This window comes from Paenibacillus selenitireducens, assembly GCF_002021565.1.
GTDB classification, from domain to species: Bacteria; Bacillota; Bacilli; order Paenibacillales; family Paenibacillaceae; genus Paenibacillus_K; species Paenibacillus_K selenitireducens.
On record NZ_MSZX01000010.1, the window covers coordinates 216,280 to 242,203 of the forward strand.

Annotated in this window: 22 protein-coding genes; 2 read left to right on the plus strand and 20 right to left on the minus strand. The window is 40.5% G+C overall.

The features are described from left to right. Positions 1-159 precede the first annotated feature (159 nt). From BVG16_RS23680 to BVG16_RS23700, 5 genes are all read right to left on the minus strand, one after another. Positions 160-1,035 (minus strand): amidohydrolase family protein, encoded by an 876-nt coding sequence (locus tag BVG16_RS23680; protein WP_078501665.1) that lies wholly within the window; start codon positions 1,033-1,035, stop codon positions 160-162. Beyond that, entirely contained in the window at positions 1,022-4,192 is a 3,171-nt protein-coding gene (locus tag BVG16_RS23685; protein ID WP_078501666.1) for a GNAT family N-acetyltransferase, read from the minus strand. Before BVG16_RS23685 ends, BVG16_RS23680 begins: the two co-directional genes overlap by 14 nt. Before the next feature lie 197 nt (positions 4,193-4,389). After that, entirely contained in the window at positions 4,390-5,367 is a 978-nt protein-coding gene (locus BVG16_RS23690) for an alpha/beta hydrolase (RefSeq protein ID WP_078501667.1), read from the minus strand. Next, positions 5,364-5,999 carry a TetR/AcrR family transcriptional regulator gene (locus BVG16_RS23695; RefSeq protein ID WP_233147153.1) on the minus strand — a complete coding sequence of 212 codons (636 nt, stop codon included), beginning with the start codon at positions 5,997-5,999 and terminating at the stop codon, positions 5,364-5,366. Before BVG16_RS23695 ends, BVG16_RS23690 begins: the two co-directional genes overlap by 4 nt. Positions 6,000-6,173: 174 nt before the next feature. After that, positions 6,174-6,284, minus strand: coding sequence for a DUF255 domain-containing protein (locus BVG16_RS23700; RefSeq protein WP_198957527.1), 111 nt, complete (start codon positions 6,282-6,284; stop codon positions 6,174-6,176). Between the two features lie 117 nt (positions 6,285-6,401). On the opposite strand from BVG16_RS23700, the gene BVG16_RS23705 reads away from it, so the two are divergent. Together BVG16_RS23705 and BVG16_RS23710 are read left to right on the plus strand one after the other, a co-directional pair. Then, entirely contained in the window at positions 6,402-6,899 is a 498-nt protein-coding gene (locus BVG16_RS23705) for a GyrI-like domain-containing protein (protein WP_078501668.1), read from the plus strand. Positions 6,900-6,937: 38 nt separating this feature from the next. After that, positions 6,938-7,789 carry an AraC family transcriptional regulator gene (locus tag BVG16_RS23710; RefSeq protein ID WP_078501669.1) on the plus strand — a complete coding sequence of 284 codons (852 nt, stop codon included), beginning with the start codon at positions 6,938-6,940 and terminating at the stop codon, positions 7,787-7,789. A 41-nt stretch (positions 7,790-7,830) separates the two neighbouring features. Here BVG16_RS23710 and BVG16_RS23715 read toward each other — a convergent pair whose 3' ends face one another. From BVG16_RS23715 to BVG16_RS23780, 15 genes are all read right to left on the minus strand, one after another. Next, positions 7,831-7,998 (minus strand): DUF255 domain-containing protein, encoded by a 168-nt coding sequence (locus BVG16_RS23715; protein ID WP_233147154.1) that lies wholly within the window; start codon positions 7,996-7,998, stop codon positions 7,831-7,833. A gap of 122 nt (positions 7,999-8,120) precedes the next feature. Further along, positions 8,121-8,930 (minus strand): hypothetical protein, encoded by an 810-nt coding sequence (locus BVG16_RS23720; RefSeq protein WP_078501670.1) that lies wholly within the window; start codon positions 8,928-8,930, stop codon positions 8,121-8,123. Between the two features lie 368 nt (positions 8,931-9,298). Beyond that, positions 9,299-14,026 carry an AVAST type 4 anti-phage nuclease Avs4 gene (gene avs4 / locus BVG16_RS23725; RefSeq protein ID WP_078501671.1) on the minus strand — a complete coding sequence of 1,576 codons (4,728 nt, stop codon included), beginning with the start codon at positions 14,024-14,026 and terminating at the stop codon, positions 9,299-9,301. Positions 14,027-14,465: 439 nt separating this feature from the next. Beyond that, positions 14,466-15,017: a zinc ribbon domain-containing protein gene (locus tag BVG16_RS23730; RefSeq protein WP_158081768.1), complete on the minus strand. Its 552-nt coding sequence runs from the start codon at positions 15,015-15,017 to the stop codon at positions 14,466-14,468. Further along, positions 14,980-15,195 (minus strand): recombinase family protein, encoded by a 216-nt coding sequence (locus BVG16_RS23735; protein WP_158081769.1) that lies wholly within the window; start codon positions 15,193-15,195, stop codon positions 14,980-14,982. Before BVG16_RS23735 ends, BVG16_RS23730 begins: the two co-directional genes overlap by 38 nt. Positions 15,196-15,441: 246 nt before the next feature. Continuing rightward, positions 15,442-15,720, minus strand: a complete 279-nt coding sequence (locus BVG16_RS23740; RefSeq protein WP_158081770.1) for a recombinase family protein — start codon at positions 15,718-15,720, stop codon at positions 15,442-15,444. Between the two features lie 748 nt (positions 15,721-16,468). Continuing rightward, positions 16,469-16,594, minus strand: a complete 126-nt coding sequence (locus BVG16_RS33775; RefSeq protein WP_269845613.1) for a hypothetical protein — start codon at positions 16,592-16,594, stop codon at positions 16,469-16,471. 395 nt (positions 16,595-16,989) lie between these two features. After that, on the minus strand, positions 16,990-17,529 hold the full coding sequence (locus BVG16_RS23745) for an NAD(+) diphosphatase (protein WP_078501675.1): 540 nt from the start codon (positions 17,527-17,529) through the stop codon (positions 16,990-16,992). A 283-nt stretch (positions 17,530-17,812) separates the two neighbouring features. Beyond that, positions 17,813-18,961 (minus strand): DUF3626 domain-containing protein, encoded by a 1,149-nt coding sequence (locus BVG16_RS23750; RefSeq protein WP_078501676.1) that lies wholly within the window; start codon positions 18,959-18,961, stop codon positions 17,813-17,815. 181 nt (positions 18,962-19,142) lie between these two features. After that, a complete protein-coding gene (locus BVG16_RS23755) occupies positions 19,143-19,832 on the minus strand; it encodes a stalk domain-containing protein (protein WP_078501677.1) in 690 nt (229 codons plus the stop codon). Further along, positions 19,829-21,172 (minus strand): alpha/beta hydrolase, encoded by a 1,344-nt coding sequence (locus BVG16_RS23760; protein WP_078501678.1) that lies wholly within the window; start codon positions 21,170-21,172, stop codon positions 19,829-19,831. The genes BVG16_RS23755 and BVG16_RS23760 overlap by 4 nt, the downstream gene beginning before the upstream one ends. Before the next feature lie 5 nt (positions 21,173-21,177). After that, the gene (locus BVG16_RS23765) at positions 21,178-22,521 is read right to left on the minus strand and encodes an alpha/beta hydrolase (protein ID WP_078501679.1); all 1,344 of its coding nucleotides are present in this window, start codon (positions 22,519-22,521) and stop codon (positions 21,178-21,180) included. 24 nt (positions 22,522-22,545) lie between these two features. Continuing rightward, the gene (locus tag BVG16_RS23770) at positions 22,546-23,463 is read right to left on the minus strand and encodes a LacI family DNA-binding transcriptional regulator (protein ID WP_078501680.1); all 918 of its coding nucleotides are present in this window, start codon (positions 23,461-23,463) and stop codon (positions 22,546-22,548) included. A 301-nt stretch (positions 23,464-23,764) separates the two neighbouring features. Further along, positions 23,765-24,598 carry a sugar ABC transporter permease gene (locus BVG16_RS23775; protein ID WP_078501681.1) on the minus strand — a complete coding sequence of 278 codons (834 nt, stop codon included), beginning with the start codon at positions 24,596-24,598 and terminating at the stop codon, positions 23,765-23,767. Continuing rightward, positions 24,599-25,915 (minus strand): sugar ABC transporter permease, encoded by a 1,317-nt coding sequence (locus tag BVG16_RS23780; RefSeq protein WP_078501682.1) that lies wholly within the window; start codon positions 25,913-25,915, stop codon positions 24,599-24,601. Between the last annotated feature and the right edge of the window lie 9 nt (positions 25,916-25,924).

The following is a 25,924-nucleotide window of genomic DNA, read 5'->3' on the forward strand; positions in this document are numbered from 1 at the left end:
ATGAGGAATAAACGGTGGATTCCACACAATTTCACAAACTCAATTATGACAAAAACAGCGTCCCCCTATATAGCCAAACAAAAAAACTTCTGCATCCAAGCGCAGAAGTTTCTAAATAGTTTCCTTGAACATCCCATCAATGGAAGTACCTGCAGGTCATTAGAGCGCCGAAATCCGCTCCTGGATGCGCGGAAACAGCCCAAAGGCATTTTCGTAAAATACTTTATCGTGGTGCTGCTCAGGCACCAGTCGGCGGACGAATTCCGCATACAGGTCGATTGGCGCGAGCGGCCAATCGGTTCCGAACAGCATTTTCTCGTAATGATCAGAATACACCAGCGCCCGGCGAAAATGGTCCATGAACAGAGGTTCGTTCATGAACCGTTCAAAATGTGGCCGATCGCCGACGACGAGGCCGGACAAATCGGCATAGACGTTCGGATTCTTGGCCACCACTTCGGCAGCATCCATCACCCAGGGATCGCCCAGATGGCAGATCATAAAGTTCACGTCACGCTGCTGGTAAGCTAATTCATCCACGGTAAGAGGATGCGAATACTTGAGCAATCCATTCATCGAGTACGTATCGCCGGTATGAATGACCACGGGCACGCCGTACTTGGCAGCCAGCTCATAGACCGGTGTATAGATTTTGTCATGGACGTAATGATGATAGTACCCGGCATATAACTTCATTCCCGCTACTTCGGGAGCTTGCAGCCGCGCTTCGATTCGATCCAGCTCCTCTTGCGCGTGCTTCCCTGTGAGCATGTTCGGATTGATGCCCACGCATTCCATTAAGAACGGTGGAACATTGTCTTCCAAGTCAAGGCCCATTGGATTGGGTGAAGTCGAGTCGGGAAAGGCTCCCTTCGTCTGCTCCGTGACCCCCATTCCAATGCCGAGAATGACGTCGTTCTTGTCAAACTCCGCCTTGAGGCCAGCGGCTGTGTAATCGACTTTGGAGAGATCCCTCGCGGTTTGATGAAAGCTGTCGATGTCGGACAGATGAATGTGAATATCAATAATCGGCATTCGTGTTCTCCTTTTCGTTAGTAGGACTGGCAAAGGTCAGCTTCAGAAGGCCACGTACATCTTCTAGATTCAGCGTGTTCTTCCCCAAGATCAAAAAGGTCGGCTGTGTCCAAGCGGTTTCGCCATTCAGAAGTGGAAGATGGTGATTCACACCGTAAGTGAACACCTTATTGTTCACATACGAGGAACCCTTCTGATTGGGATAACTATTCACAATATGCAGCATGTCCTTGCGCGAAGTCGCACCGATTCGCAAGAGCCCCTTGGACTCCAGATGCGCCTCCACCTTACCAAGAAGGAACTTGCCTTCCTCGGGGAGTTCCATCCACCCTTCGGAATAGATAGACGAAGGCTTAAAGTAACTCTCCTCCGATAGAGCATAATCCTGCAGGATCAAGCCGCTTCCGTTGCTCACCGAATGCATTACACAGAGCACAGGGACGCCAGGCAGCATAAGGTAATGCTGATTGATTGTGATCCCCCGGTTCGCTTCCTGTTTCTCGATGGAAGTGGTTATTCGAAGTCCCTTCCAGACGTTACCGTGAACATCAATCTGCTCCACCCAACCTGCAGTTCTCGGCTCCTGCTGTCTACTAAATCCACCCAGACCGGGAATTCCCACGCCGAGCCCACCGTGCCAAGGATTCCACCAGGAACGCGGTACCGCTTCCGGATAGGAGCTGTCCAGCCATTCTTCTCCTTGATGTTTTAAGGAATGCACGCAGCTTCCGAACTCAGGAGCAGCCGCAATCGAGAGAACCCCGTTACTCACCGTGTAAATCGGACCAGCCGGGCTTTCTTCCATCGCACAAACGACGGGTGTTTCCGTCTGAGGGAACCAGAGGCCCGACCGCTCCTGAACGCGATCTTCTCCGCGATAGACGACCCTGATCTTCCTACCGGATTCGCTGTGTCCCGATAATTCCATTTCTTCAGGAGAGAGCTCAAAGCCCGCGGAGCGTAAATCCTGCTCCCTTTGCAACTCGATATCAGCCGCTATCCGCTCCGCTCCGCCATCGTTTTGCACATACATTTCAAGGCTCCCAGCAAGTGGAATCATCTTTCGTTCGATTAGTTCCGCATGAAGTGTCCCCGCCGCAAACGGATTTCCGCCGCCGAGCGTTAATTCAAGATGATCATCCAGCGCCGGAACGATCAGATTCCTCTCCTTCCGGGCGAAGGAACGGAAATCCGACCACTTGGCGAAGGTATTCAGAGCAAACACAGTCGCCTTCGTCCGCACGACATCTCCGGCCGGAATTCGACCAAGATGATGCTCCAGCCCAAGCGGATATTCCGGACGAAGCAGCTTCAGAGAAGGGTCCCAGCAAATTCCGCATGTGACGTTCTCTTCCTTGCAGAACAGCCAGTTCTCCGTAATCTGAGCGCTGTCCCAATGACTCGGATCTCCGGCGTAAGCGTCGCCCATGTCCACGTAATTGCCCTGGTATGGCAGGATAAGACGCTTGCCGAAGAAACCGAAATTCGTCAGCACATACACGTTCTCATCCAGCGCTTTGCCGCTGGCATTGCAGATCTCATGATGAAACTCAGCGATTCCGTTGGCGGACAGCTTGGCCACCGTTTTTATCTCCAATCCCGGGAAATCTTCCGACTCGTAGAGGGCTTCGAGAACCTGGCTCTCCCCTACCGAATAGATCTTCACTTCTTTGGCCTGCTTCTTGGAGAATTCTTCTGCGAACGGCTTGCCTAGCTTCGGATAAGTCCACCAGAAGTTGTGGCTGGAGCCGGGATATTCAATCCACATTCCGTTGTCGATCTTGTTGAGATGGAGGGAGAATGCACCGTTCACGGCTACCCACTGATCCCCGTTTTGCCCACCAAAACGGCCATATCTTCCCTTCATTAGGACAGACAATTTACTTGTGAAGGAAACCGACTTCTTTCCAGCCGGAACCGCCGCCACCTCAACATCTCGTGAATAAAGGCCGTAAGACCGTAGGGTGAAGGGGACAGGGACAGAGGCTTTGCTCTTAGCCGGAACCGTGAAGCGTACCGTACGATCCGCCCATTCCAGGAATTCATCCTCCGGCAAGTCAAAAGCGAACTCCGCTTCCGAAGTAAAATTATTCTCCACATTCAAATATAGTTCGGCCGGAAAGCCCGGATACAGTTCACCGGTTGGAAGCGCCATTTTCATCTTGAGTGGAAATTTGGGAGCTACACCCGTGCGGAATTCAACCCGCTTACCACCGATGATCCATTTGCTCATTACAACGGGATGGGTCTTCTTATCGTTCTGTTCTTCCCGAACAGGATCAAGCTCAAACTCACCCTCCACGGTGATCGTTTCTCCCGGAGCAACCGTTAGTGCAGCGGCTAAGGCAAAACGAATATTCTTGTCGTTCTGGCCCTTGATCTCAATCGCCAGCTCGGTAGCAGACCGATTCTTGATGTGGTAGCGAATCTTATAGGCCGAGCCAAACACAAGCTCGTGGTCTTCGATCTCCGTGGAGATTGCATAGTCGGGTGTGTCAAGAGCGGTCAGCCCACGACCGGTCTTCTCGAATTCTGCCCGCAAGGAGAGTTCTCCTTTTTGCCACGTGTAATCAAAGAAATCAAAGCCACGCTCCCGGCGTCCATCCGGTTGGATGGGGAGTTCGCGGGTGCTGTCCGCGTACCAATCCAGCTCCTCGAAATAAGGAGCAAGCGCTTCCGTTTGCAGGACGGTTGGAATGAAGTTCATCAGATGGACGTAATCTTCATTTTTTTCCCAGAAAAACCCGCATTTCTTATACATCGGCACCGCCTTGGTGTTGCCTGGCCAGGTGAACAAATCGAGACGAGGCCAACCCGCTTCGACTGTCTTTCGGACGGCGTTCAAAATCAGATTGCGGCCGACCTTGTGACCGTGATAATCAGGTCTCACATTCAACAGCGGTACATACAAGGCCCCTTCGTCTTGACGATAGTGAGCGAAACTGCAGAAGCCGACCACCTCTTTGCCATCGACGGCGATAAACACATGTAGATTGGAGGAAATCTCCATCTCCCGGCGCACACTGTCCTCTGTTCTCTGATTGGTGCCGCCGCCCCAGCTTTCGTTGCTGCGGTTCCACATCTCAGCGACCGCTCCAGCGTAGGAAGGATCGTATTCGATAATGCGGATTTGCGCCGCAGTGGTATTTGCTGTCATGAAATCATCTCCCTATTTTTCAGAATATGTGTATGTATTCGTAAGTTATTGAAAACTGGCCCTATGAGTTCTAATTATACTATTATTTGGAAGAATATAAAGAATGTCCTTAAGCGAATTACTAAATCATTTTGCCAAGTGACAGCAGAAAAGCCGGTTTTCCCTTACGATAAGGAACACCGGCTTTCATGTTGTTACTACTCTTTTCCTATATACTTATCCATAAAGCGATCTACTCTTTGGAAATATTCAGTGGGGTAATGATTGATTGCATCGATATGCTCCGTATTATGCGGGTACCATACTTCTGCATAGGGGTCATCTTTTAATGACTCAAAAATTGCCTCTGTATTTTTATAACTAATTTGCTGATCTCCAGTTCCATGAATCAGCATAACTGGCTTGTCTTTCATCTTCTTTACTGCATCCATAGGAGATACGGAATCAAGATCAACATTTAAGACCCATTTACCCACCCATGTCGATGTATAACTAAATGGAAAAGAAGGTAAACCTGAAAAGAAGGGCAAACCCTCTTTCAGAAATAGACCTGCATTACGAAAAGGACTATCTGCAACTACAGCTTTGATGTCAGCACTTTCACTTGCGGCTAGCAAAGTAGTAGCAGCACCCATCGAAAAGCCAATAACTCCAATGTTATCTCCAGCGTGGTCTCTGGATTTTAAATAGCTTACAGCTCCAAGCAAATCATATTTTTCATTGAGGCCAAGTGTAATCATGTTACCATCGGATTTACCTTGCGAATTGAGGTCAAATGCCAATACATTATAGCCTTTCGGAACGAAATGCTCTACTAACTTTTTGGTCCGCCCTTTGACTAAACGATTGCTTGTATATCCATGGACGACAATAATCGTCTGATCGCTTGCCTTATTGGAAAGACCATTTGCATAAAAGAAGGAACCTCTAATCGTATTATCATTTTTCAAGCTCTTGAACTCAACCTCTTCGTAGGGAGTTTTATCGATATTCAATTCGTAGCTGACATTCGTGTCTCTAGGAATGTGCAGCAAGGTATCCATTACTTTATAGGATATAAAAAATACTAAACCCACCACAAGCAATAGCACAATCCCTAGGATCAATATAATTTTCCTCCGTTTTTTCGAACGAACGTTTAATTTCAAATTTGGTTGTAATGATGTTTCACTCATTTAGATTCCCTCGCTTTTTCTTTAGGTTGTGTGGGTGCGAACAAATATAAGGCATGCTCCTTCAAATTTGCCCACTCGGGGTGATGGATAATACTTTCTCCAAGAGTTAAACCTATTCCATTTAAGAAAGAGATATAGGCGCGAGAGATCATAGCTGGCGAAAAGTTTTTGTTGAATTCTCCCATTAACTGTCCCTTGGCATAGACGCATTCGATAGTATCTGTCATTATTTTTGTACTTTCAAGGACCTTCTGTGTAAGTTCAGGAAATCTTATCCGTTGTCCTAAGACATATTGAACAAGCCGCAATTCATTTGTATAGCAATAGATATGATTGAATTGTTCTTCTACCATGTTCTTAATTAATACGCTAGGCGTCCCCTCTTGTTTTAGACAAGCAAGCGACTTCACCTGAATATCAGCAAGCGGCTCAAGGACAGCGGCGTAGAATAAGGCTTCTTTGCTTGGGAAATACTGAAAAATGGTTCCAGCAGTCACTCCCACACGCTGTGCAATGAGAGCCGTTGTGGTATTAGAATATCCATTTTCTGCGAACAGGACAACGGCTTCTTTTAGGATACAACTACGACGCTCCTGTCTTTTTTCTTCATTGATTGGTCTTGCCAAATTCATCCCCACTCTCTGTAGTTTAATTGCTATTAATTAAATGATCGATCAATTAATTAATAATATAACTCTAATTACTAATTATTGCAAGAGTAAATTCATCTTACTCATGCGTAGGATGAAACTTCACAAATAAAAACAAGCCAGAGCGCTGCCCAACATGCGCTCCGACTTGTTTTTTTATATTACTTTGAACGAGTACACGTCCTCACTCCACGCGTACCAGTTGACTGGATTGTAAGCGTGCTGAAGCAAATACAGCGATTTCTCGGCGATTAATCTATTGGGTATATGATTCGTTTTTTACAACCCAAAAAGGCTTTTTATTCTGGTAAAAAACATCAAAAAGTGAGTGGTTCGTGTAGTTTATAATCTTGTTGTTATTATTAATCATTAGGAGATGAAAATATGGTAGAAGTAAGAATTGAAAAAAAAACTGCTTTCAAGATTGTCGGTCGGAAAACCTGGGTAGGACAAGATAATGAGTCTTTTGGACAATTTTGGGAAGAATGCAAAAATGAAGGTTTGCTTGATGTGTTTGAGAGTATTCGTAAAAACAGTCCGGATACCGTTACGAAAAGTAATGCAATTGGAGTTTCATGCGTAGAAAATGATCCAAGCAAAAGGGACTTCTATTTTTATGTCGCGACTGAGTGTGACTGTTGTCCGGAGGGATTTGATTTGGAGGAATATACCGTGCCCGCTTCAGAGTGGGCGATATTTCAAAACTACGGAGAAATCCCCAACGCCTTAATTGAGGCTGAGTTGTATGCATTTAAAGAATGGCTGCCGAATTCACCATACATTCATGCTAATGTACCGGAAATTGAGGCTTATCCTCCCAGTAAAAAATCAGAGAAAGGCTTTTCGTGTGAATTTTGGCTTCCTATTAAAGAAAAAAAGTAGTATGAATATAGGTAAGGCACAACCCTAAGGATGATTTCATGAATTATTACGATAAAATACAAAAATCAATCGATTACATTGAACAGCATTTGAAGGATAATCTAAGTGCCTGTTCCATTGCAGAGCAGGCTTTTTTTTCTGTTACGCATTTCTATCGAATCTTTCAAGCCATGGTGGGAGATCCGGTGAAAGAATATATTCGTAAAAGAAGGTTGAGCCAAACAGCTATTGAACTGCTCACATCCGATATACGAATCATTGAGCTTGCCATAGATTATGGTTTTGAATCGCAAGAAGTATTCACCCGCGCTTTTTCCAAACAATTCGGCATTACGCCCGTGAGATATCGAAGACAACAAGAGAAAATCGTACTATATGAAAAGGTGAATGTGGAAAAAAAAGCTCAAATGAAATTGAACTTAGCATCTTTTTTTGTGCCTCGCATTATTCTTAATAAAACATTTCATGTCGTTGGACTAAAGCAAATCGTTAAGCCTGGGTCTGATTCGATAGGGACCTTGTGGGCTGCATTTCATGAAAGAAGGTCAGAAATCGAGTGTTCCTCATCAACAGATGCATGGTTAGGGCTATGCGAATATATGCCCGATATTACCGATGAAAGTGATTTTACTTACACGGCTTGCGTCGAAGTATATGATTTCAACAATATCCCTAACGGTATGACCATCAAAACAATACAGTGCTCAAAGTATGCCGTCTTTACTCATAGAGGTTCTTTGAATGATTTAAAAAACACATATAACTATATTTATGGAGTATGGCTGCCTGAATCGGGACATGAATTAGCTGAGCTTGATACGATGGAATATTACGATAACAGGGCAAGCGGCTCAGATTCTGAATTCGATATATATATTCCAGTTAAGTAATGATTCACGTGAACATCCCATCAATGACAGGTACGTGTGGGTCAATAAATAACTATACCCAATAGATAGGAAGACGGGCTTGTTGTTCCGCTTGGCGATTTCGAAGCCTCGTCCGACCACGGGAACCAGTTCACCGGATTATGGGCATGTTGCAGTAAAAACAGCGACTTTTCTTTGGCTAATCTATTGGGTACTTTTTGAGTTGTCATAGGGTATCACCTCGTCGTTTCATGTTGGATTTGGGTTAAGTATTGTTTAGGGTTAGTTTACCCAATTTGGTGGGAGAGATCGCAAAGGGAACCAGCTTATATTCCCCGTAAAGTTTTACGAATTATTTTCCACTTATCATATCCACAAAAAGATAATGATTTATTTCAAGACGATTTTCAAAAATAAGGTTTCTAATTTCTTTTTTTCTTTCAATTAACTTGTAGTTTATGCTTTCAGACTCATCTTTTTTAATGTGTTCAACCAATATAAATTCAAATTCTACATACTCATTAACTTTTTTCTCCAATCTCTTTTCCTTGCTCACCTCGAAATATTTGCATTTCCGATCTATTGCCTGCTCAATGTCATTATCCAATACCTTACATTTAAATAATTTTTGATTTGGTAGAAGGTATAGAAAATAATACGGTAAATTAAATTTTGTTATACCTTCAAAGTAATATCCTTTACTACTAACAAAACTTGTAAGAAGTTTTTCGAATTTATTTTGAGAAATATGGAAGCCTAAAATCTTAGAAATACATTCACGTAATTCTTCTGGATAAGTTTTGATAAGTCTTACAATCTCGTTATTCTTCTTTTGCCCAGGAATATCTGTATATAACTTACCAGCTTTGTCATTATGGAATGGACAATCTTTATATTCATATTCGTCAAAATCAGCTAATTGCGGTACATTTTCAGTAAAATGTCTCCCATGTAGTGCTCGTATTCTTTTCCTATCCGTTTGATCTTTAACATATAAACCAATAAAATTTATTGGATTACCACAGGCAGGACATATTGCTAAGTATCTCATCCTTTTTCTAATTTCTTGACAGTAAGGATGTTTCTTATCAGTTAATTTTTCGAAATTATCTCTTGTAATTTTATATATTCTATTATCATTAAGTATCTTAAATGAATCCATCTCTTTCCTCCATCTTGTAAGATTCTAAATGTGCAATTAATAAATTTATTTTAAATAACACTCTTGATATTTTATAGATATCCTTTTATAGATATCCTGTTACAAAATGATGAGCCTTCAAAAATCAAAATAAATATATTTTGATTAATATAGCTATTTACTTGATGATAACAAAAGTCTCTAGCTTGTAAATCATTTTACTGGATTACGTTCGTACTATAGCAAATATGACACTTTTCGAGTTGCCATGGGCATCACCTCTAGACATAGGGATTCTCGATAAAATGTTACTGGAGGTTTAATCTAAAAGAGTAAAGACAGACTTAAAGAAAGGAAAAGGTAACCAAAAAACAACACACAAGTATGTTTCATGAAATTTTCTCTCTCAACATGTAGCCAACAACAGAGCCTTGTTCGACTAAAAAATTTAATATCACTAAAACTTCCTGTTTTTGTTTTTTTCCTCTTCTTATGTCCTCCCGTTGTACATAAATATATTTTTTAATGATGGACTCTAAATAATACACAGTATTTGTATCTAATTTCGAGTTCCATAATACTTCACTTCTATTTAACATTTCTGAAATCCAGATTACTCCTGAGAGTAAGTAGCTGCCACCAATACTGTTTAATAGCTTGGACAGTGAGTATAAAGTAGAAGGACAATGGCCTATTTTTTTGGAAATTTCTTTAAAAAATCTTTTTTTCTCTTCACCAAAGGTTCGCCACTCCGTTGCTGTTTCTTTCCATTGGACCTTTGCGAATAGGTAGCTTTTTATTATGTCGCTTACATACCAGTGCTGCTCTCCCTCTTTAGCGAGTGTGGTTACTTTCTCAAAGAAGGCTTCCCATACTTTCCAAAACTTATCGTTAGTATTAAGGGTATCCTCAGCAATAATAAATTGATCAAATAATTCTGAGAAAACCTTTGAACTATTAAAATTTTCAATAAACGGCTTTAAATACAATGGTATGTGCGTTTCAGCAGAGCTTAAAACCAAGTTTGAGAATTTGACTAAAAAATCATGTTTAACAGAGTAATCAATTCTATCTTCTCTTCTATCTGATGCAAATTCAGTTGCAAATTTAGATATTATATCTTGTGCAATTTGTATGTGCTCAGGATTTTCAGTTCCCAAAGGGATCAATTGAAAGGCTATTATCAAGTAACTTAAATCTAATTCGCAAACCGCTTCCAGATCATTTAGTGTAATTTCGTTCGATATAATTTTTTGTATATCATTTTCATAATCGCGAGCCAAAGTCTCGATTACTTCATTTTCACTCAAACCATAACTACTTTGTCGATGTCTTTCCTTCCAGAGTTTTTCACGAACCAATTTATATTTGGGAATTAAAAACAGATACCCAATGAAAATAGCATGAGCATCTTCAAAACTCAAATCCCACAAATCCTTTAGGATTGCATTAACGGAGAAGTCTGAAAAGTCAGCATTCATACCAATGCTATTTGAGTCAAAAAGTATCATCAGCAAAATAAACTTGATAACGTCCTTTTCATTGGGGAATTTTTGCATTAAGATAGGCAATACTGAAATCGTAGATTCCACCCCATCTGATATCTGGTACTGGTAATTCGCTCTAAACGATGAAGTGGCTGCTTCCAGTATAATCTCTTTACAAAAATCTTTATCTTCATCAGTAAGCATATTGCGAAAATCCCTAATTAATACAGCAGAAACCTCTGAAGGAATTGAATGATTCATTAAAAAGAAACCTTCATATTCATTATGTTTGTTAAGTATTTCCGTTTCAGAGAGTCGTTCAAACTCCCCAATAATCTCCCGTACTTCCTTAAGTGCACGTTTAGGGTCTTCCTCATAACTGATGTACTGCTTGTACTGTTCTTCATTTTTCATTCTATAGTTTGCCCAAAGCTTTAACGAAGTGTATTTCATCTTTTCAGAACTTTGTCTTAATGAGGATTCACTATACTCACGCACCTCTGGCTCCAACTCAGGATTAAAACTTATTAGAATATTACCATCCTCTTCTTCCAACGTAGGGTTCATTTTTCTACTATCCATTCTTGCCAAATAAAGCTTCCACGTTTTTGTATACTCATCTTCATCTGATACTTCTGACAATTCCTTGTAGTATGTGTCCAGAACATCCCAAATAGCTTTTTGTCTTCGTTCTGCTTCCTCTTCACTAATTCCTTTAGTCCTAAAAAATTGATATTCAAGCGCAATATGTTCGAGGCTCTTTGATCTATGTTTATCATTACAGGTTTCGATACGTTCGTCCTGATAAAGCTTAGAACTATAGTTTAATCCATATCCAATGGAATAATTAAATTTTGAAGATTGATCAAGTACCATTCTACTAGTGTCATAAAAGAATAAATCTTTAGTTTTAAATAAATTGATTGCAACATTAAATGTTTTTTCTGGGTATGCCAGAACAACACTCACAACAATTGCAGTTATCGAAGTTGACTTGGAGTTTATTAATAAATACAAAAGCCAGCCTTCTAATGCTCTAGCATCAATATCTTTTGCAGCCTCAAGAAGCACCTTTTCCAAAGCCATATGCATTGATTCCAGGACATCAGGAGCAACTTGAGTCCCTCTATAGACATTCCACAACCTATTACAAATATATTGTTTGTAACTTTTATCTTCAACATAAAGCTGTGTTGTTTCAACTTCATTTTGTCCCAGCTCAGATGTTGCAAAGCATTCTGCTGTTTTATTAGTAAAATCTAAAATAAAGTTAATTGTCTGTGCGAATTTAGTTTTCAATAGCCAATAAATTGGAGTTTGATATGCGCTTGCAGGAAAGTATCTACCTAGCCGTTCTTCTATGCAAAAATCTTCTTCAACACCTAATCTCGAATGAAATCTATCAATTCTTTCATTTGAACGAAACCAAAATAAGTCTCCCAGTTTTAACACATATTCTGGTAACGCTTTGACAATCTCCATATTCACAAATATTTTAGTCAGTAACATTTCAATCAAATCATAGTAAGGTGACCTATGATCTTTTGATTTGTTGGTTAATACCTCATCAAAAATAGTTGTTAGTTCCGCTTTAATTTCCCCCGCACTATACAAAATTGTCTCTAGTATTTTATCCTTAATGTCTTCGTCACGGGAAAAGTAAACATTTTCTTGTAATACCCACTGATAATATTTAAGGGCGATTAAACCCGATAGTCTTGTAGTTTCGCCTTTTTTGAAGTTTGAATTCCAATCATGAACAATGGGTAAAATAAAATTCACATTCTTTAACCCGATTTCATCTAAGTTATTATATACAAATTGTATGAGGCTGTTCCATCCACTCCCTTTGGGTCTCGTAAAGATATATTTGATCGACAAGAGATCGATATTCTTAGCTTCTGACTGCCGAAAAACATCGTCCACTTCTTTACAAGAAATTCTTAATAAAAAAGAGGCCCTTCGTAATAATTCTCTATTTTTATCCAAGAAAATTCTTTTGAAAGAACTGAAAAAATATTGGGAGTAATCGCAAAGCAACACGGCAATCATTACTTCGTCTTTCCAAAATCCGATTACTTGCTCATCATCAATTACTTCTTCAATGAATTCTTTGACTGACTCGACTTCAAGATAAAGTTTTTCTGAAATCCAATTTCTAAAACTTCTACGAATCGAAAATGATTCTCCAATTTTTTCAAAGAAGCCAATGTTGCTTTCTTTTTTAACAAACTCAGATTCTATTATTTTTTCTAAAGCCCATTCTTCATAAATATCATGTGCAATAAAATAGCCAGCAATTTCATACCCAAGTACACCCTCTTGTACAAGGGCTTCCATATTGATATCATTTGAATCAAATGATAAAAAGAATAGATTTTCATTTGCTCTTTTAAACGCTATCTGCAAGAAACTTTGCTCCCTAGATGGCCTTGCTTTTTTAATTATTTTATTCCACAACAATTCTTTAAATTTTAAATATCCCACATTACTACCTTCAGTATAAAATTTCAGATATTCACTTAAATAAAAGGGGGTTGTAATTAATTCAAATAACTTATAATCGTTAGGAAGATCGAATTTATAAGTACTTGCCAAGTATCCTAGTTCATCCTGACTTAATTTACTAACATAAATTCTTGAGGGACTAAGTTGAAAGTGATCAATAAAATGAATATCAAGATCAACTAAGTATCTGCTTCTTGCAGTAAAAACAACCTTCCATCCAGTTCGCAGTATTTCTGAGAGAAACTCTTTAAAAGGAATATGATTATTTAAATCCATTAACTTTTCAGCAGAATCTATTACGAACACCTTTTTACTATCATTGTTATGAACATCAATAAAATCTTTAAAATTGGCATCACCAAATAAAAGATCAACATTGGCTACCTCAAATTCATTAGCCTTCATTATATAAAAAGGAATATTATTACCAAAATTATTGTATAAATTTTTAATAACCGCTGTTTTCCCAACCCCTCCTTCTCCACTTAAAACTATTATAGAATCCCGCTCCAAATTAGTATTCAAGTCCTGAAGAAGCTTGCTTCTATCCAACTCTATACTGTACTCATTGAAAACAATTGAGGTTTGAATTTCCAATAATAAAGATTCAGTGTGCCTTCTCATATCCTTTATGGAATCCATAATGTTCTTTTTTAAGCTGAAGAAGTAATGCGAGATTAATTTATTTTCTAATACCACAAAAGGTGATTCAAAATAACTAGCGGTTCTCCATTCTATTTGAATCTTGAGTTTTTCAGCTTCTTTCTCAACTGCAAGCTTAACCTCAGAATCACTTTGAAGTTTACCTTGTCCCCATTCTTGATTAGTAAAAATGATGATTTTTGTTAAGTCAGGATATCTATCTTTGCTTTTTTCCAACATCTCTAATAGATCAATTTTGTGCGCTGATAATGTAGTCTCATAGAATTTTGCCTGCCATCCAATCACATCGTTATCATGAGTTATAGGATTGGTTTCAATACCAGATTGATTCTTGTAGCGAAAAATACCTAATGGCAACTTAAACTCAACACAAAAAAGTAGATAGCACATCCATTCAAAGTTACTCTGTGGGTTCTCACTAAACTTCGCTTTGAATATATTCCAATCTGGTTTAATCATAATCACATTTTCCCCCAATTGAAATTTATAGAGTATATAAAGAAAACACAATTCAAAAAATTACCATGAATTTATTCTACCATTTAGGCTACCAATTTTGAAGAACGTTTGTTTGCCTTTAAATTAGGTTCTTAAGTTGTAGATTTTATTACAAATGACCAAGCCTCTGGACTGTTTCCAGAGGCTCGCTTTCCTATCTATTAAATAAACCCAATTAAAGGGATTTCATCTATAACAAACCGTCAACTCCACCAGATTCCCTTCCCGATTATACACAATCCTCTCCGCCAGCTTCTTCAACGCCCTATTCTTCACTTCACTCGTCACTGCGGCGCTCCACAACTCCCTAAACTGCTTCTCTCATAAATCTGATCCACAGTCGGATAATTCCCTTCATCTACTACAGCATTCCGTAAATCCCTCAACTCTTCTTCCAAGTTCAGAATCTGCCTTGAACGTACTGCCTTCCTCTCCAAAATACTTGTTTCATGATCATATCCTCTTCATACGATTCATGCAGCTTGTCCAACGCCCGCTTCTGCTTCTTCAATTCCTGTTCTTTGACTTCAATGATTGTCTCTGTATCATTGTAGCGGCTGCCATGCAATTCAATTTCCCGTATAATGTTCGGGTCTACATGGATAATCCGATCATAAAGAGCATTGAAAAAATCAGCATCCATTACCTTGCCGCGCTGCTCACATTTGCCGCCATCTTTATACTGGTGATAGCACAATGCACTCCAATACTGCCCTTGCTTCTTGTTCTCTCCTACTCGGAATCTCATCCGTGAACCGCACTTTTCACAATACAACAAGCCTGACAACGGAAAAATGCTCCTCCTGGAATTCGGGTTCAGCATGCGATTCTTAAGCAGCTGCTCCATAATCGCTTCATGTTCTTCCGGCGTTTTCAGCTTTTCATGCGCTCCCATTACCTTAATTCGCTCTTCTTCAGGTACAAGTTCCACTATAGCCCATATGAATTTCACTTGCCAACAACCGTTGCACCGTAATGTTCGACCAGCCCTTGTTCTTTCCATCCGGCTTAATGTTGTATGGCGTGGGTATCTTATTATCCGTCAACCAAATGGCGATATGCCCAAGGTTTGTTCCATTAAGATATTTCTCTACAATCGCTCGGTAAATCGGACGCTTCGTTTCATCCACCAGTACCGACCTTATGTTCTAATCATAATAGTATGGAAACGGTGGCTTTCCGTTTGTCCACATGCCTTTCTTCGCCCCATCTTCTTTGCCCTGCTTCATTCTTCGCTTAATCGTTTTGTATTCTATTCAGGCAAAAATGGACATGAAATCAAAGGATACATCGTCATTGTCTATTTCCAGATCGTATGTCTTGTTTGGCGTGATAATGACTGTTTCTGAGTTTAAGAATGTATCTTTAATGAGTGCCTAATCCTTGTTTTCTCCCCGACCCAAACGGTCAATATCCATGACCACTACGTCATCATAGAGCTGGTCTTCGACATGCCGAAGTAACTTCTGCATTTCTTTCCGGGACTCGATCTTTTCCCCAGAGGCCACTTCTTCATATAACCTATAGGTCCAATTTCGATTCTCGACTAAGGCCAGAAGGGTATCCCTATGCTTCGAGAGAACATCTTCAAATTCACCATCGTCCCGTGATTTTCTTAAATAAACGGTTACGTGCTTAATTGTTTTGCTTTCCATAAGTTCTTCTACTCCAAACGTGTTAATATTTTGCCGCCTTCCAAATAGAATGTTGAGCATTTTTGATCACACATCATCGAATATGACAACTGTAGAATTTTGGAGGCGTGATTTATGAAGAAATGTGAATATGTAATCAAAGAAGTTAATCAGCCTTCCGGCAAAGCGCTTCGACAGTTTCATGAGCATTGGGTCGAGATATTGAGCCGAACTGTCCAAGCCGAGGCCGGGATAGATAGACCTCTTCCCAAAGTGCATCATTCTACGCAGGACAGGCAGAAAACTTAACAAAATAAAAACAAGCCGGAGCGCATGACCCATTCACACTCCGGCTTGTTCTATTTCAGATTATTTTGAATGAATTCCCGTTCCGACTTTTTCAGATACCTTAGTGAATTCTCGAAGGAATACAGGTACATGGAGCGAAGCATCCTCAGCTTTTCAACTGAACCATCCGTAATCACTTGCTTAATGGCCGGGATCATTTGGCTATTCGTAACTCCAAATTACCCAGGTTTTACAAAGTCTTCATTAGCAGGTGGCTGCTCTTCTATGCCCTCATTCAGTCCTTGCTGCTGTTTGCTATCCCCTGTTCAGGGACGATCTCCTGTTTCTCCTGAATAATCAGTTTTTTCTCTGAATTCTCATTGACTAGTTCAGTTGGAGTTTATTCTTTCTCAACCAAGACTTGCTCATCTTGTTGAGTTTGTTCTTGCCCTGTCTCTTCATGAACTTGAATTTCTTCTGCCTAATGCTCAATACTTGTCTGCTCATTTTCACTTTGAAGCTGTTCTGGCATCGATTGTTCACCTTCCAGTCTAACCTGATTACTTCCACGGCTATTTATGCCTGAAACCCTGTTCTTATTTACCATCGCTTAAACTCCTGTAAATTGGTATTTTTATCGAGTCGATCTTATCAACATGCTTGACTCTCGCACACCGTTTCTCCCACTTAATTAGTTAACTATTTTGCTAAGCAGCTTCATTTAAAAGGCACAACAAAGCCTATAGTGAATTTCTACACTACAGGCTCCATTAGCTTGCTTAAAATGATGTATTTATCCATTCCTATAAGCATTCTCCCCAATCTCTCCCGATTACCCAAGACTTTTTCCTAGCCCATGTTACAATCTGCTCCGGTATAAACGACTCCGTAGTAATCTCCATTCGTACAATTTGTTCTGGTCTCAGACTCAGCAAATGTGGCTCCGGCAAGCTGTCCAAATCCCATATGTGATCTATACAGAAAAATATTATTACAGTATCTTTAATTTACCCCTTCTTTAATCAATTCCGTCTCTAGCCGCCCAAAGTCATCTGCTTCAGCCTGTTCAAGAATAGTCAGTAAAAAAGACTCCGCCAAGCTTTCTTTCTTAATAACCTTTCTGGCTTCATCAAAAGTAAACCACTCAGCATGCTCAACTTCCTGATTAATTTGCATAAGTGTCTCATCATGTGCCACAGAGACATAATTCAACATCAGGGTATTGGAACGTTCGAAATATAGGCTTCGCATGTACTTGTATTCATCCACATGCAGTCCTACCTCTTCCTTCACCTCACGGATCAGCGTCTCTTCCGCTGATTCCCCGCGATTGACATAACCAGCCAACAAGATGTAATCCTTCATATTATATTGTCGGATCAACAGTACCTTGTTCCGTTCTTTGTTCAGCACTGCTGTGCTAATCGCCGTACTAAAGATAGGAAAGCGAAACACCTGACAGGAGTCACAATACGGGATTAGTCCCTCTCCTTCACATTCCTTGTAATGTAATTCCGTTCCACAAGCATAACAATACTTCATCACACATCCACCTATTCTCTGAAATGGATAATCCATTTCATTATAGTTCACTGAAGAAATCCCCAGCACATTCTCTCCGGCAAGAACACCCTGCTTAAATTAAGGTTCAGCTACAAGGGAGGAGACAAAGCTTACTCCATGACCAGCCATTACAGCATGAATCGTCTCATTCAGCCCATTAAATTGCACTTCAATTTTAGGAGGAGCAATCTGCTGCTCCCGGCATAACTGACATAATCTTTCTTCGCCGCACTTTTCATCTCTTTTTAAATACTAGAATGTCTCACATTTCAAACTTTCTAAGCGCTTTCCCATACCTCACCAAAACATGCCATAAGAGTTTTAATTCCTGAAGTACTTCCTTATCGGTTCCTCGGTCACGCCAAGCAAGTGGGTTGTGCTTCACGTCCATTGCGGCAGACCCAATCCTGCTAACATCTATATAACCGTTGTGTGAAATGCGCTTCGCCAAGGAAGGCATCGATGGACCCCGAAAATCTACTGGAACTTCGTCTACCCCTAACGCAAAACCCATGTGCCAATAGAGCTGGATGGAATACTGTAAACATATTTGCTCTAAGATTTGCCCTATAGAAGTACCCTTGAATGAAGGATCGGCTACCAGGATTTCCACATCTTCTTTCAGATTAATGTCCCCATGAACTTGAGCTTCAATATAGTGATTGAGATTGCGATTGGCCTCACGGCTTGAAGGATCAGCGAATGGCATGGTGAGATGAACCCGAAGATGGTCGATTAATTTGCGTGGTGTCAGATTTTTTTCACCTATAGCGAAATCCCTATTAAAAACCTCCTTCAATAGAGCTGCTATGATGTCATCAAACGCTGTGTAAGTACCTTTCTCTTTTGGGTTCTGATGTGAGTCCAAATAGGTATATGTACTGCGATAAGAAACCTCTGGAGATAGAAGGAAATAACATGATCCAAAACGCGGAGCCGGCCCATCTGGATGCAGCATCAAATCGAGCGCTCCATATTTGGGACGTTGGCTGTTCGTTGTGCCTTCTTTTTGATATGCACCTCCAAAAAGCTCCTTCTCCCACAAATCCCGTTCACCGCCGGGGTAAGCTGATACGCTGCCATTCGATAGTAATGTTTCAAATTGGCTCTTGTACACTCCCTGCTCTAATAATGCCTCTGCAACACTTTTCTTTGCCGGGTCTAGTCTATCTGGATGGAAATGCAGCGCAATCCTCGCATGCGACTTTATTTTGGCCACAGCATCTTCAAATGCTTCCCGTTCTATATTAGACATGTGAAGAATTTCATGGATAGCTTGAGCTGCTTCATTTTTTCGGCCTCGTGCATAATTCGCAACATATTCTAAAGCCGATAATTGTGACCCTGATAGTTCCTTAATGAACTGAGACTCCCTTTTATTAGAAGCATGTTCATCGCCTTTCTTTTCCATTACTTATTCGCTCCTTCCTTTGTCTTATTTTCTCGTCTCACTGTATTACACACACACGCTATTTATCGGTATATTTTGGCATAACTTTTTATATCAATCAAGCACAGAAAGACACTACCTTTTACTACGGTAGTGTCTACTATCTGTTGTGGAAAAGCGATCATTTAGCGATACTTACTCATTAGAGCGTGCGAAACTTCATATCCTTACAATCGATGTGGAACGTAAATGTTCGCTTTTCACTTTTTCCCTGGAGCGAAAGTTGAAAAGTTACGTTTTCAATATTTTTCTCCGCCAACCCTTTATGACTTACCCAACCATGTATTTCTTTCATAGGTTTGATGTTTACTTTACCAAAATCAGGATTTTCAGGAGCAATTCCCACAGTTTCAGACTGTTTACCTACGACATGATCGTTCGCAACTACGAACGAGCTGGGCAAATCAACTGAGATATCCTCATTGTCTGTATTGTTTTTGACCGTGACTTCAAAGTCAGTCGTACTTTCAGTAAGCCTAATGGCATGTACGGTAACTTCAACATCTTTTAGTTTTTCTGTAATAGGAATTTTCTCCAATTTCACATCTCTGTCGCTAGAAGTGGAACTCTCTTTCTGTTCATCCGTCTGATTGGAGTTCAATCGGATGATTCCATCTTCGAAAGCAACCTCGTATCCAACCGCTTCCGCAACTTCACGAACGGGAAGATAGGTTCTACCCTGGATTAAAATCGGCTTGTCACGCAAGACTTGCTCTTTACCATCAATAAATAATTTATATGCTTCGGTCTCCGCTGTTAAGTTCGCTGCAGATGCGGAAATCCCGGTGAAGAATATAGCACCGCAAATAAATCCTATACCTATTTTTTTCATGCTTCATTCCTCATCCAATGTCTGACATCAATTTCGATCGTGGCGTCTTCTATAGCTTTATATTTATGTTGCACGGGTTCTCCGGTTGAATCCACCTCAACGATTCCATCCCGTCTACTGATTTGGTAGATAAATTCTGCATGTAGAGGCACTTGCAGTTGATTGCAGTACGTACCCTTGCTCGGATCATGAAGCAAAGGAAACCATGCATAAAGATTCATATCGTCGGGTGTATTTGGCGGAACATGCACGACCATGTCCAAGGTCACAAACTCTTTTAGCTCACTCACCACACGAATCTCTGTAGTAGCTTCCAAGTCCTTGTATTTCACGGTTACCGAGGTGACCCCATGTTTCTTAGGCATAAAGGTTCCATTCGCTAAAACATCCACGATCTCTTGATCTTCCACATGATAAGTCGCTCGTAATAGGGACATTTTAAAGTCATCCCCAAATTCAAGAATCGGGTTCAGTCGACTTGTAGGACCTACAATACCAACCTCTTCACAGCCGACTAAGGATAATGAGCGTGCTTCGCCCTTACATCCAAAAAAATGAATGAGCGGAGATGATAATCTTGCTGCCCAATCTTTTTCCACATGAGCTGCTCCAGGATCATTGAAATAAATCAATTGGGTGTCGGCTTCGTACCCTAAATCTAGCAGTTCCTCCGTCACTACACGGGTATGCTTCTCCATAACCAGAGTTCCTTCAGCGCTCCCTAAATCAATCCATATTTGAGATAGGGGTTGCTTCGTTGTGAACGTATGATAAAGCCTGATTTCTTCGGATGAAATGGGATCTACACAATAAAAATAAGGGGAAACGATAGCCAGCTTACCGAATATATCTGGATGACGAAACCCGATATGGTAGGTAACTTGCCCACCTCTAGATGAACCCATTAACGCCGTGTGTTCGGGACCCGTTTTCGTTCGAAACACAGAATCCACGTAAGACTTCACTTCTTCAATGATAAACTTTTCATATAAATGACCTTTGGGTTGAACGGGAACTTTATCAAGTTGATAATGCACCCCTTCCAAGTCATGGGTATATTCGTCGGATCTCTCTAGTCCCATGTTAGGAATACCTACAACGATAATTTCTTCCATTTTGTGCTCATGAATCAATCGATCGACGGTTTGATCCACATGCCAAGAATACCCATTGAAGGCGGGATGGAAAATATTTTGCCCGTCATGCATGTATAATACAGGGTATCGCTTCGTCTTTTCATACGTATAACTTGGAGGAAGATAAACATAAATATCTCTCTTATTATCCAAATGTGTCGAGTAAAAGCTCTCAATCCTCAAAATACTAGACTTGTATGTCATTTTCATCACCTTTTACAATTCTCGGGTATAAGATCTACCCAATGATCTACTTCGTAATTCAGGATTAATCCCTCATCCGTTGTGAACTTTCGATATGGAATTTCCCTGCCTTGATTGTCTGTCTCATGCATGCCTAAACCACGAGAAATACGGAATTCAAATGAAATGCCTCTTGGCACCTCAAACGTCCCGCCATATAGTCCTTCTTGAATCTTCGGCAACTCAATACCGGCATATAACATATCTGTTTCTGGCGTAAATGCCGGCACTTTAACGGAAAGATTCACGGTGACCGTATCGGAAATATAAGGAACAACTGCGATTTCTAATTGGGCAGTTAGGTTGTTTTTTATATAAGTAACGACGGTGTTCCCAGCTTTTTTGGGGATTAATCTTCCGTCCTTTGTTACCTCCAAAATATCAGGATCGCCAACTTCATAGGTTGCATCTAAATCTGTCATCATAAATCCACTATCAAAGTGTACCACCGCATTTAAGGTTCGCTTGAGTCCATCGATGCCAACAGCTTCAGGACCTAGCAATTCAACACGGACCGGCGTACCTATTTCGCCAAAAAAATAGATTAAAGGCGCGTGAACCCGAGCCGCCCAATCTTTTTGCGAGTGGCCGGAATGGACAGCAAAGTAATACATCAGGTCATTCCCAGGCTGGTAGCCGCTGCTAATAAGTACATCTGCCACATATCTCACATGCTTCTCCATCACGGTAAAACCCTCAGCATCTCCTACATCCATCCATATTTTAAGATCCTTTTTTTCCGTGTAGACGCGGCCTAACCAACGATCTTCCATCGTGCTCGGATCTACACTAACAAAGAATGGGCATAACGCACCCACCATACCAAAGGTAGCTGATTGACGGAATCCGATATTGTAAGACACGAGCCCGCCCGCCGAGGATCCCATTAACGCCGTATTATGTTTATCAGGTAACGTTCGATATTCCTTATCGATGTATGGCTTCACTTCCCCAATGAGGAATTCCTCATAAAGTTCGCCTTGATTTGTCGTATTGAAAATATTGTGACCCTCGGGATTGGCATGCATATATTCTGATATTCTTGTATCTTCCACATGAGAGATCGCAACAACGATAATTTCTTTCATTTTCCCTTGAGAAACCAGGGCATCCACTGTGGTATGAATATCCCAAGATTCACCTTTTTGATCTTCAAAAAACATATGCTGACCGTCATGCATATAGAGAACAGGATATCGTTTGTTTTCGTTCTTTTCATAGCTAACGGGTAAGTAAATAAACATATCTCTCTCATTCTTAAGAATACTGGAATAAAAGTTCTTGATGGCGATTAACCGCGATAAATTCACAAGGCATTCTCCCTCAACTAATAGTTAGGAGTGGGTCGACAAGAAGAAGAATTTCTCATTGTTTACGTAATCCACATCCTGAATGTAACGATCCATCATATGGACAATTTCTTTATAATCATTCAAATCGAACCGAATTTGATTCATGTCGTCTCCCAGGATTTCCGAACAATTGCATGTGCAGATGGCGACGATATTTTTATGTGTTTTGTATACTTCATTCGCCAAAAATTCGTTCATGACCATACCAGGGCTGTCTGGAAATTGGGATAAGAACGTATTCATGCTGCTAGCCGAGTTATCTGAGACATAAATCCGGTCTTCTGCTAAATTTGACTTTTGCTTAATAAATTCCACGAATTCAACATTGTTATAGGAATCCATCACCAGAAATTGGGGCGATTCGCCAAGTAATCTCTGAGATAAATGAAAGCTTTGCTCCAAGTCTGGGAGGACTTTGTGAAACAATGAGTTATCAATGTAACTATCCATGACAAATACAGGAACCCCAAACCCAAAGTAATTGGATATCGTCGAAAATCTGTCTTGATCCACATTCATTAAGAACGCACCGTCCAGATTTCTTTCCATAATGATCTTATTGGATGGCGTCATGCTGTCGATTTGCATAAAAAGGACATGGTATCCTAACTCGCTGCATAACTGCTCAAGTTTAAAAATGGTTTTCGCATATTTTAAATCAGACCATACGTGTTGCTTTTCCTCTTTGAACAAGATAATGCCGATTAATCCGGTTTTCTTGATTTTTAAAGATTGGGCTGTTCGGTTGGTCACGTATTTCAACTGTTGGGCAATTTTCAGAACTTTAACACGCGTTTCATCCGAAATGGATTGCGTCTTCACATTGTTTAAAATATAAGAAACTGTCGCGATCGATACATTTGCTTCTTTTGCTATATCTTTTATTGTAGTTTTTTTCATGGAATAAACCGCCTCTACTTAAACGTTTAAGTTATTAAGTCGATTTAACCATATCCCTATTCCTTTGTCAAACGGGTACCATTATAGGTTTTTTAATACGATCCATCCGAATGCAGGTAAACTTACGGCAATCGTATCCCCTTCTATTTCGTATGTTCCGTTGCCTATTATTTGTTCGAGTGAAGGTGCCTGATGAATGTTGAACGCAACTTGTTCCGATTGCTCGCTGTTATTAAAACAAATGTAGATTTGTTCATTGGCATTCTTTCTTTGTACGACAAGCTGATTAATCCCTTAACCCTTACCCTTTATCCGCACCTGCTGCGATCCCGTTAATTAAATATTTCTGGAAGTACATATACAGCATCGTAATCGGCAATGCAACGAGCACAGCACCCGCAGCGAATAAGGTAAAGCTGGAATTCGTCTCATTCGCCACCATATTATATAACCCTTGCGCTAACGTCATTTTTTCCGATGATCTGAGAACAATTTGCGGCAAAATAAAATCCATGAAAGGTGTAATAAAACTATTCAATGCGACGAATGTAATGGCCGGCAAGGATAATGGTAAAATAATTTTTAAAAATGAATCCTTATTACTAGCGCCATCTATAAAAGCAGCTTCTTCGAGACTTTTGGGAATCGTGTCAAAAAGACCTTTCATCACCCATGTCCCCATGGAAATGGACCCGCCTGCATAAATCAGAATTAACCCTAGATGTGTATCTAACAACCTCGTTTGCAACAGCAGAACAAAAAGTGCCATGACCGATAAGAAGCCGGGGAACATTTGCAAGATTAATAACGTCATTAATCCCTGTTGTCTACCTTTAAAGCGAAATCTAGAAAAGGCATAAGCCGTCGCGGCTACAAGTGTCGTGGATATCACCGCGTTCGAAATGGCGATCTTTATCGTATTTTTGTACCACAATCCAAAATCCGTGTTCTTCATCAGATTAACATAATGAGCAATCGTGGGATGATCAGGGAACATTTGACTCACCAATAAGGTATTGCCGGGATTAAGTGACGTTCCAAGCACCCAAATAATTGGATATACGGTGGTAATCGTTAGCACGATAAAAATCATGTAAATGCCAATGACCAGCAAGTTGTTTTTTATTTTCGACATTTAGACCAAATCCTCTGCTTGATTTGACTTCATCCGCCTGTAATTCCATAAGGAAAAAATCGCAATGAAAATGAACATAATGATCGACACAGCAGAAGCCATATTAAATTGACTTTGGTTTAGTGTCATTTTAAAAATCCATGAGATCAGAATATCGGTGCTTCCCGCGTAATAATAGTCAGGATTATTCGGTTGCCCATCCGTAAGTAAATAAATCAGATTAAAATTATTAAAGTTAAAAGCGAATTGCATAATAAAAATAGGTGCGGTAGCCAATAAGACAAGCGGAAGCGTAATCTTAAAAAAGTTTTGTAGTTTTGAGGCGCCGTCTACCTCTGCAGCTTCGTAAATGTCACGCGGCATTGTCGTTAAGATCCCCGACATCAACGCCATGAGAAAAGGAGTTGAGAACCACAAATTCACAATAAGGATGGATACTTTCGCCATCGTCGGATCTGAGAGCCACGGCACCGGTGAGAAACCAAGCTTCGTCACCAAATCGTTAATGGGACCGAATGACCCGTTCAATAGCACCCTAAAAACCAAGATCGATATGAATTGTGGAACCGCCCAAGGCAGGATAAAGATGGTCCGCCAAAATTTTTTAAATCGAATCTTCGGATGATTCACCATCATCGCTAATAAAAGACCACTCAGAAAAACGGTGGTTGTCGAAACTGTAGCCCATATCAAATTCCAGACGGATATACCGAAGAAGGTAGATCTCCATGATTCTTGTGCAAATAGATCATAGAACACGCGAAATCCGATCCAGTCCACTAATGCGCGATCCGGAATATGTCCAGGCGCAGAATAGTTGGTAAATGCAATCAACACATTAAATAGCAGGGGTATAACGGTAACAAACAGGACAAAAAAAGCTGCGGGTAATAACAAAAGGTAAGGCAATTTACGAAATTTCATAGTTTGAATGGAATCTTTAAATCGCGGAGCACATTTACCTTCGTCTCTGAGCGCTCCGTTTTTCCTGGCATCATAAATATTCATGAAATAAAAACCCAAGTACAAAAGAATGACTATGAATGTAATCAGACCGTTGATTAATAGAAAAATAGAATGGTCACCCTGCACGACTTTCCCCTGAATAACCTTTGTAGGTACATCCCCTAACGTTATAAATCCTACAATGCCTTTATAGGCAACAGGATAATAGTTCCAGAAGAACAATTGAGCTAGGATCATATATATTAGGCCCTTTAGATATTGCTTGTTATACAGTTGGCCTAATCCGATAAAAACCGCTGAGAAAATCGTGGCTTTCGTCTGATGCTGACGAGAACTTTTGTTCAAATGCATACCTGAGAC

What these genes read in the sequence shown, in the direction of transcription:
- BVG16_RS23680 (WP_078501665.1), bottom strand. Translation starts at nt 1,035, where the DNA reads ATGCCGATTATTGATATTCACATTCATCTGTCCGACATCGACAGCTTT.
- BVG16_RS23685 (WP_078501666.1), bottom strand. Translation starts at nt 4,192, where the DNA reads ATGACAGCAAATACCACTGCGGCGCAAATCCGCATTATCGAATACGAT.
- BVG16_RS23690 (WP_078501667.1), bottom strand. Translation starts at nt 5,367, where the DNA reads ATGAGTGAAACATCATTACAACCAAATTTGAAATTAAACGTTCGTTCG.
- BVG16_RS23695 (WP_233147153.1), bottom strand. Translation starts at nt 5,999, where the DNA reads ATGAATTTGGCAAGACCAATCAATGAAGAAAAAAGACAGGAGCGTCGT.
- BVG16_RS23705 (WP_078501668.1), top strand. Translation starts at nt 6,402, where the DNA reads ATGGTAGAAGTAAGAATTGAAAAAAAAACTGCTTTCAAGATTGTCGGT.
- BVG16_RS23710 (WP_078501669.1), top strand. Translation starts at nt 6,938, where the DNA reads ATGAATTATTACGATAAAATACAAAAATCAATCGATTACATTGAACAG.
- BVG16_RS23715 (WP_233147154.1), bottom strand. Translation starts at nt 7,998, where the DNA reads ATGACAACTCAAAAAGTACCCAATAGATTAGCCAAAGAAAAGTCGCTG.
- BVG16_RS23720 (WP_078501670.1), bottom strand. Translation starts at nt 8,930, where the DNA reads ATGGATTCATTTAAGATACTTAATGATAATAGAATATATAAAATTACA.
- avs4 (WP_078501671.1), bottom strand. Translation starts at nt 14,026, where the DNA reads ATGATTAAACCAGATTGGAATATATTCAAAGCGAAGTTTAGTGAGAAC.
- BVG16_RS23740 (WP_158081770.1), bottom strand. Translation starts at nt 15,720, where the DNA reads ATGGAAAGCAAAACAATTAAGCACGTAACCGTTTATTTAAGAAAATCA.
- BVG16_RS33775 (WP_269845613.1), bottom strand. Translation starts at nt 16,594, where the DNA reads ATGGTAAATAAGAACAGGGTTTCAGGCATAAATAGCCGTGGAAGTAAT.
- BVG16_RS23745 (WP_078501675.1), bottom strand. Translation starts at nt 17,529, where the DNA reads ATGAAGTATTGTTATGCTTGTGGAACGGAATTACATTACAAGGAATGT.
- BVG16_RS23750 (WP_078501676.1), bottom strand. Translation starts at nt 18,961, where the DNA reads ATGGAAAAGAAAGGCGATGAACATGCTTCTAATAAAAGGGAGTCTCAG.
- BVG16_RS23755 (WP_078501677.1), bottom strand. Translation starts at nt 19,832, where the DNA reads ATGAAAAAAATAGGTATAGGATTTATTTGCGGTGCTATATTCTTCACC.
- BVG16_RS23760 (WP_078501678.1), bottom strand. Translation starts at nt 21,172, where the DNA reads ATGACATACAAGTCTAGTATTTTGAGGATTGAGAGCTTTTACTCGACA.
- BVG16_RS23770 (WP_078501680.1), bottom strand. Translation starts at nt 23,463, where the DNA reads ATGAAAAAAACTACAATAAAAGATATAGCAAAAGAAGCAAATGTATCG.
- BVG16_RS23775 (WP_078501681.1), bottom strand. Translation starts at nt 24,598, where the DNA reads ATGTCGAAAATAAAAAACAACTTGCTGGTCATTGGCATTTACATGATT.
- BVG16_RS23780 (WP_078501682.1), bottom strand. Translation starts at nt 25,915, where the DNA reads ATGCATTTGAACAAAAGTTCTCGTCAGCATCAGACGAAAGCCACGATT.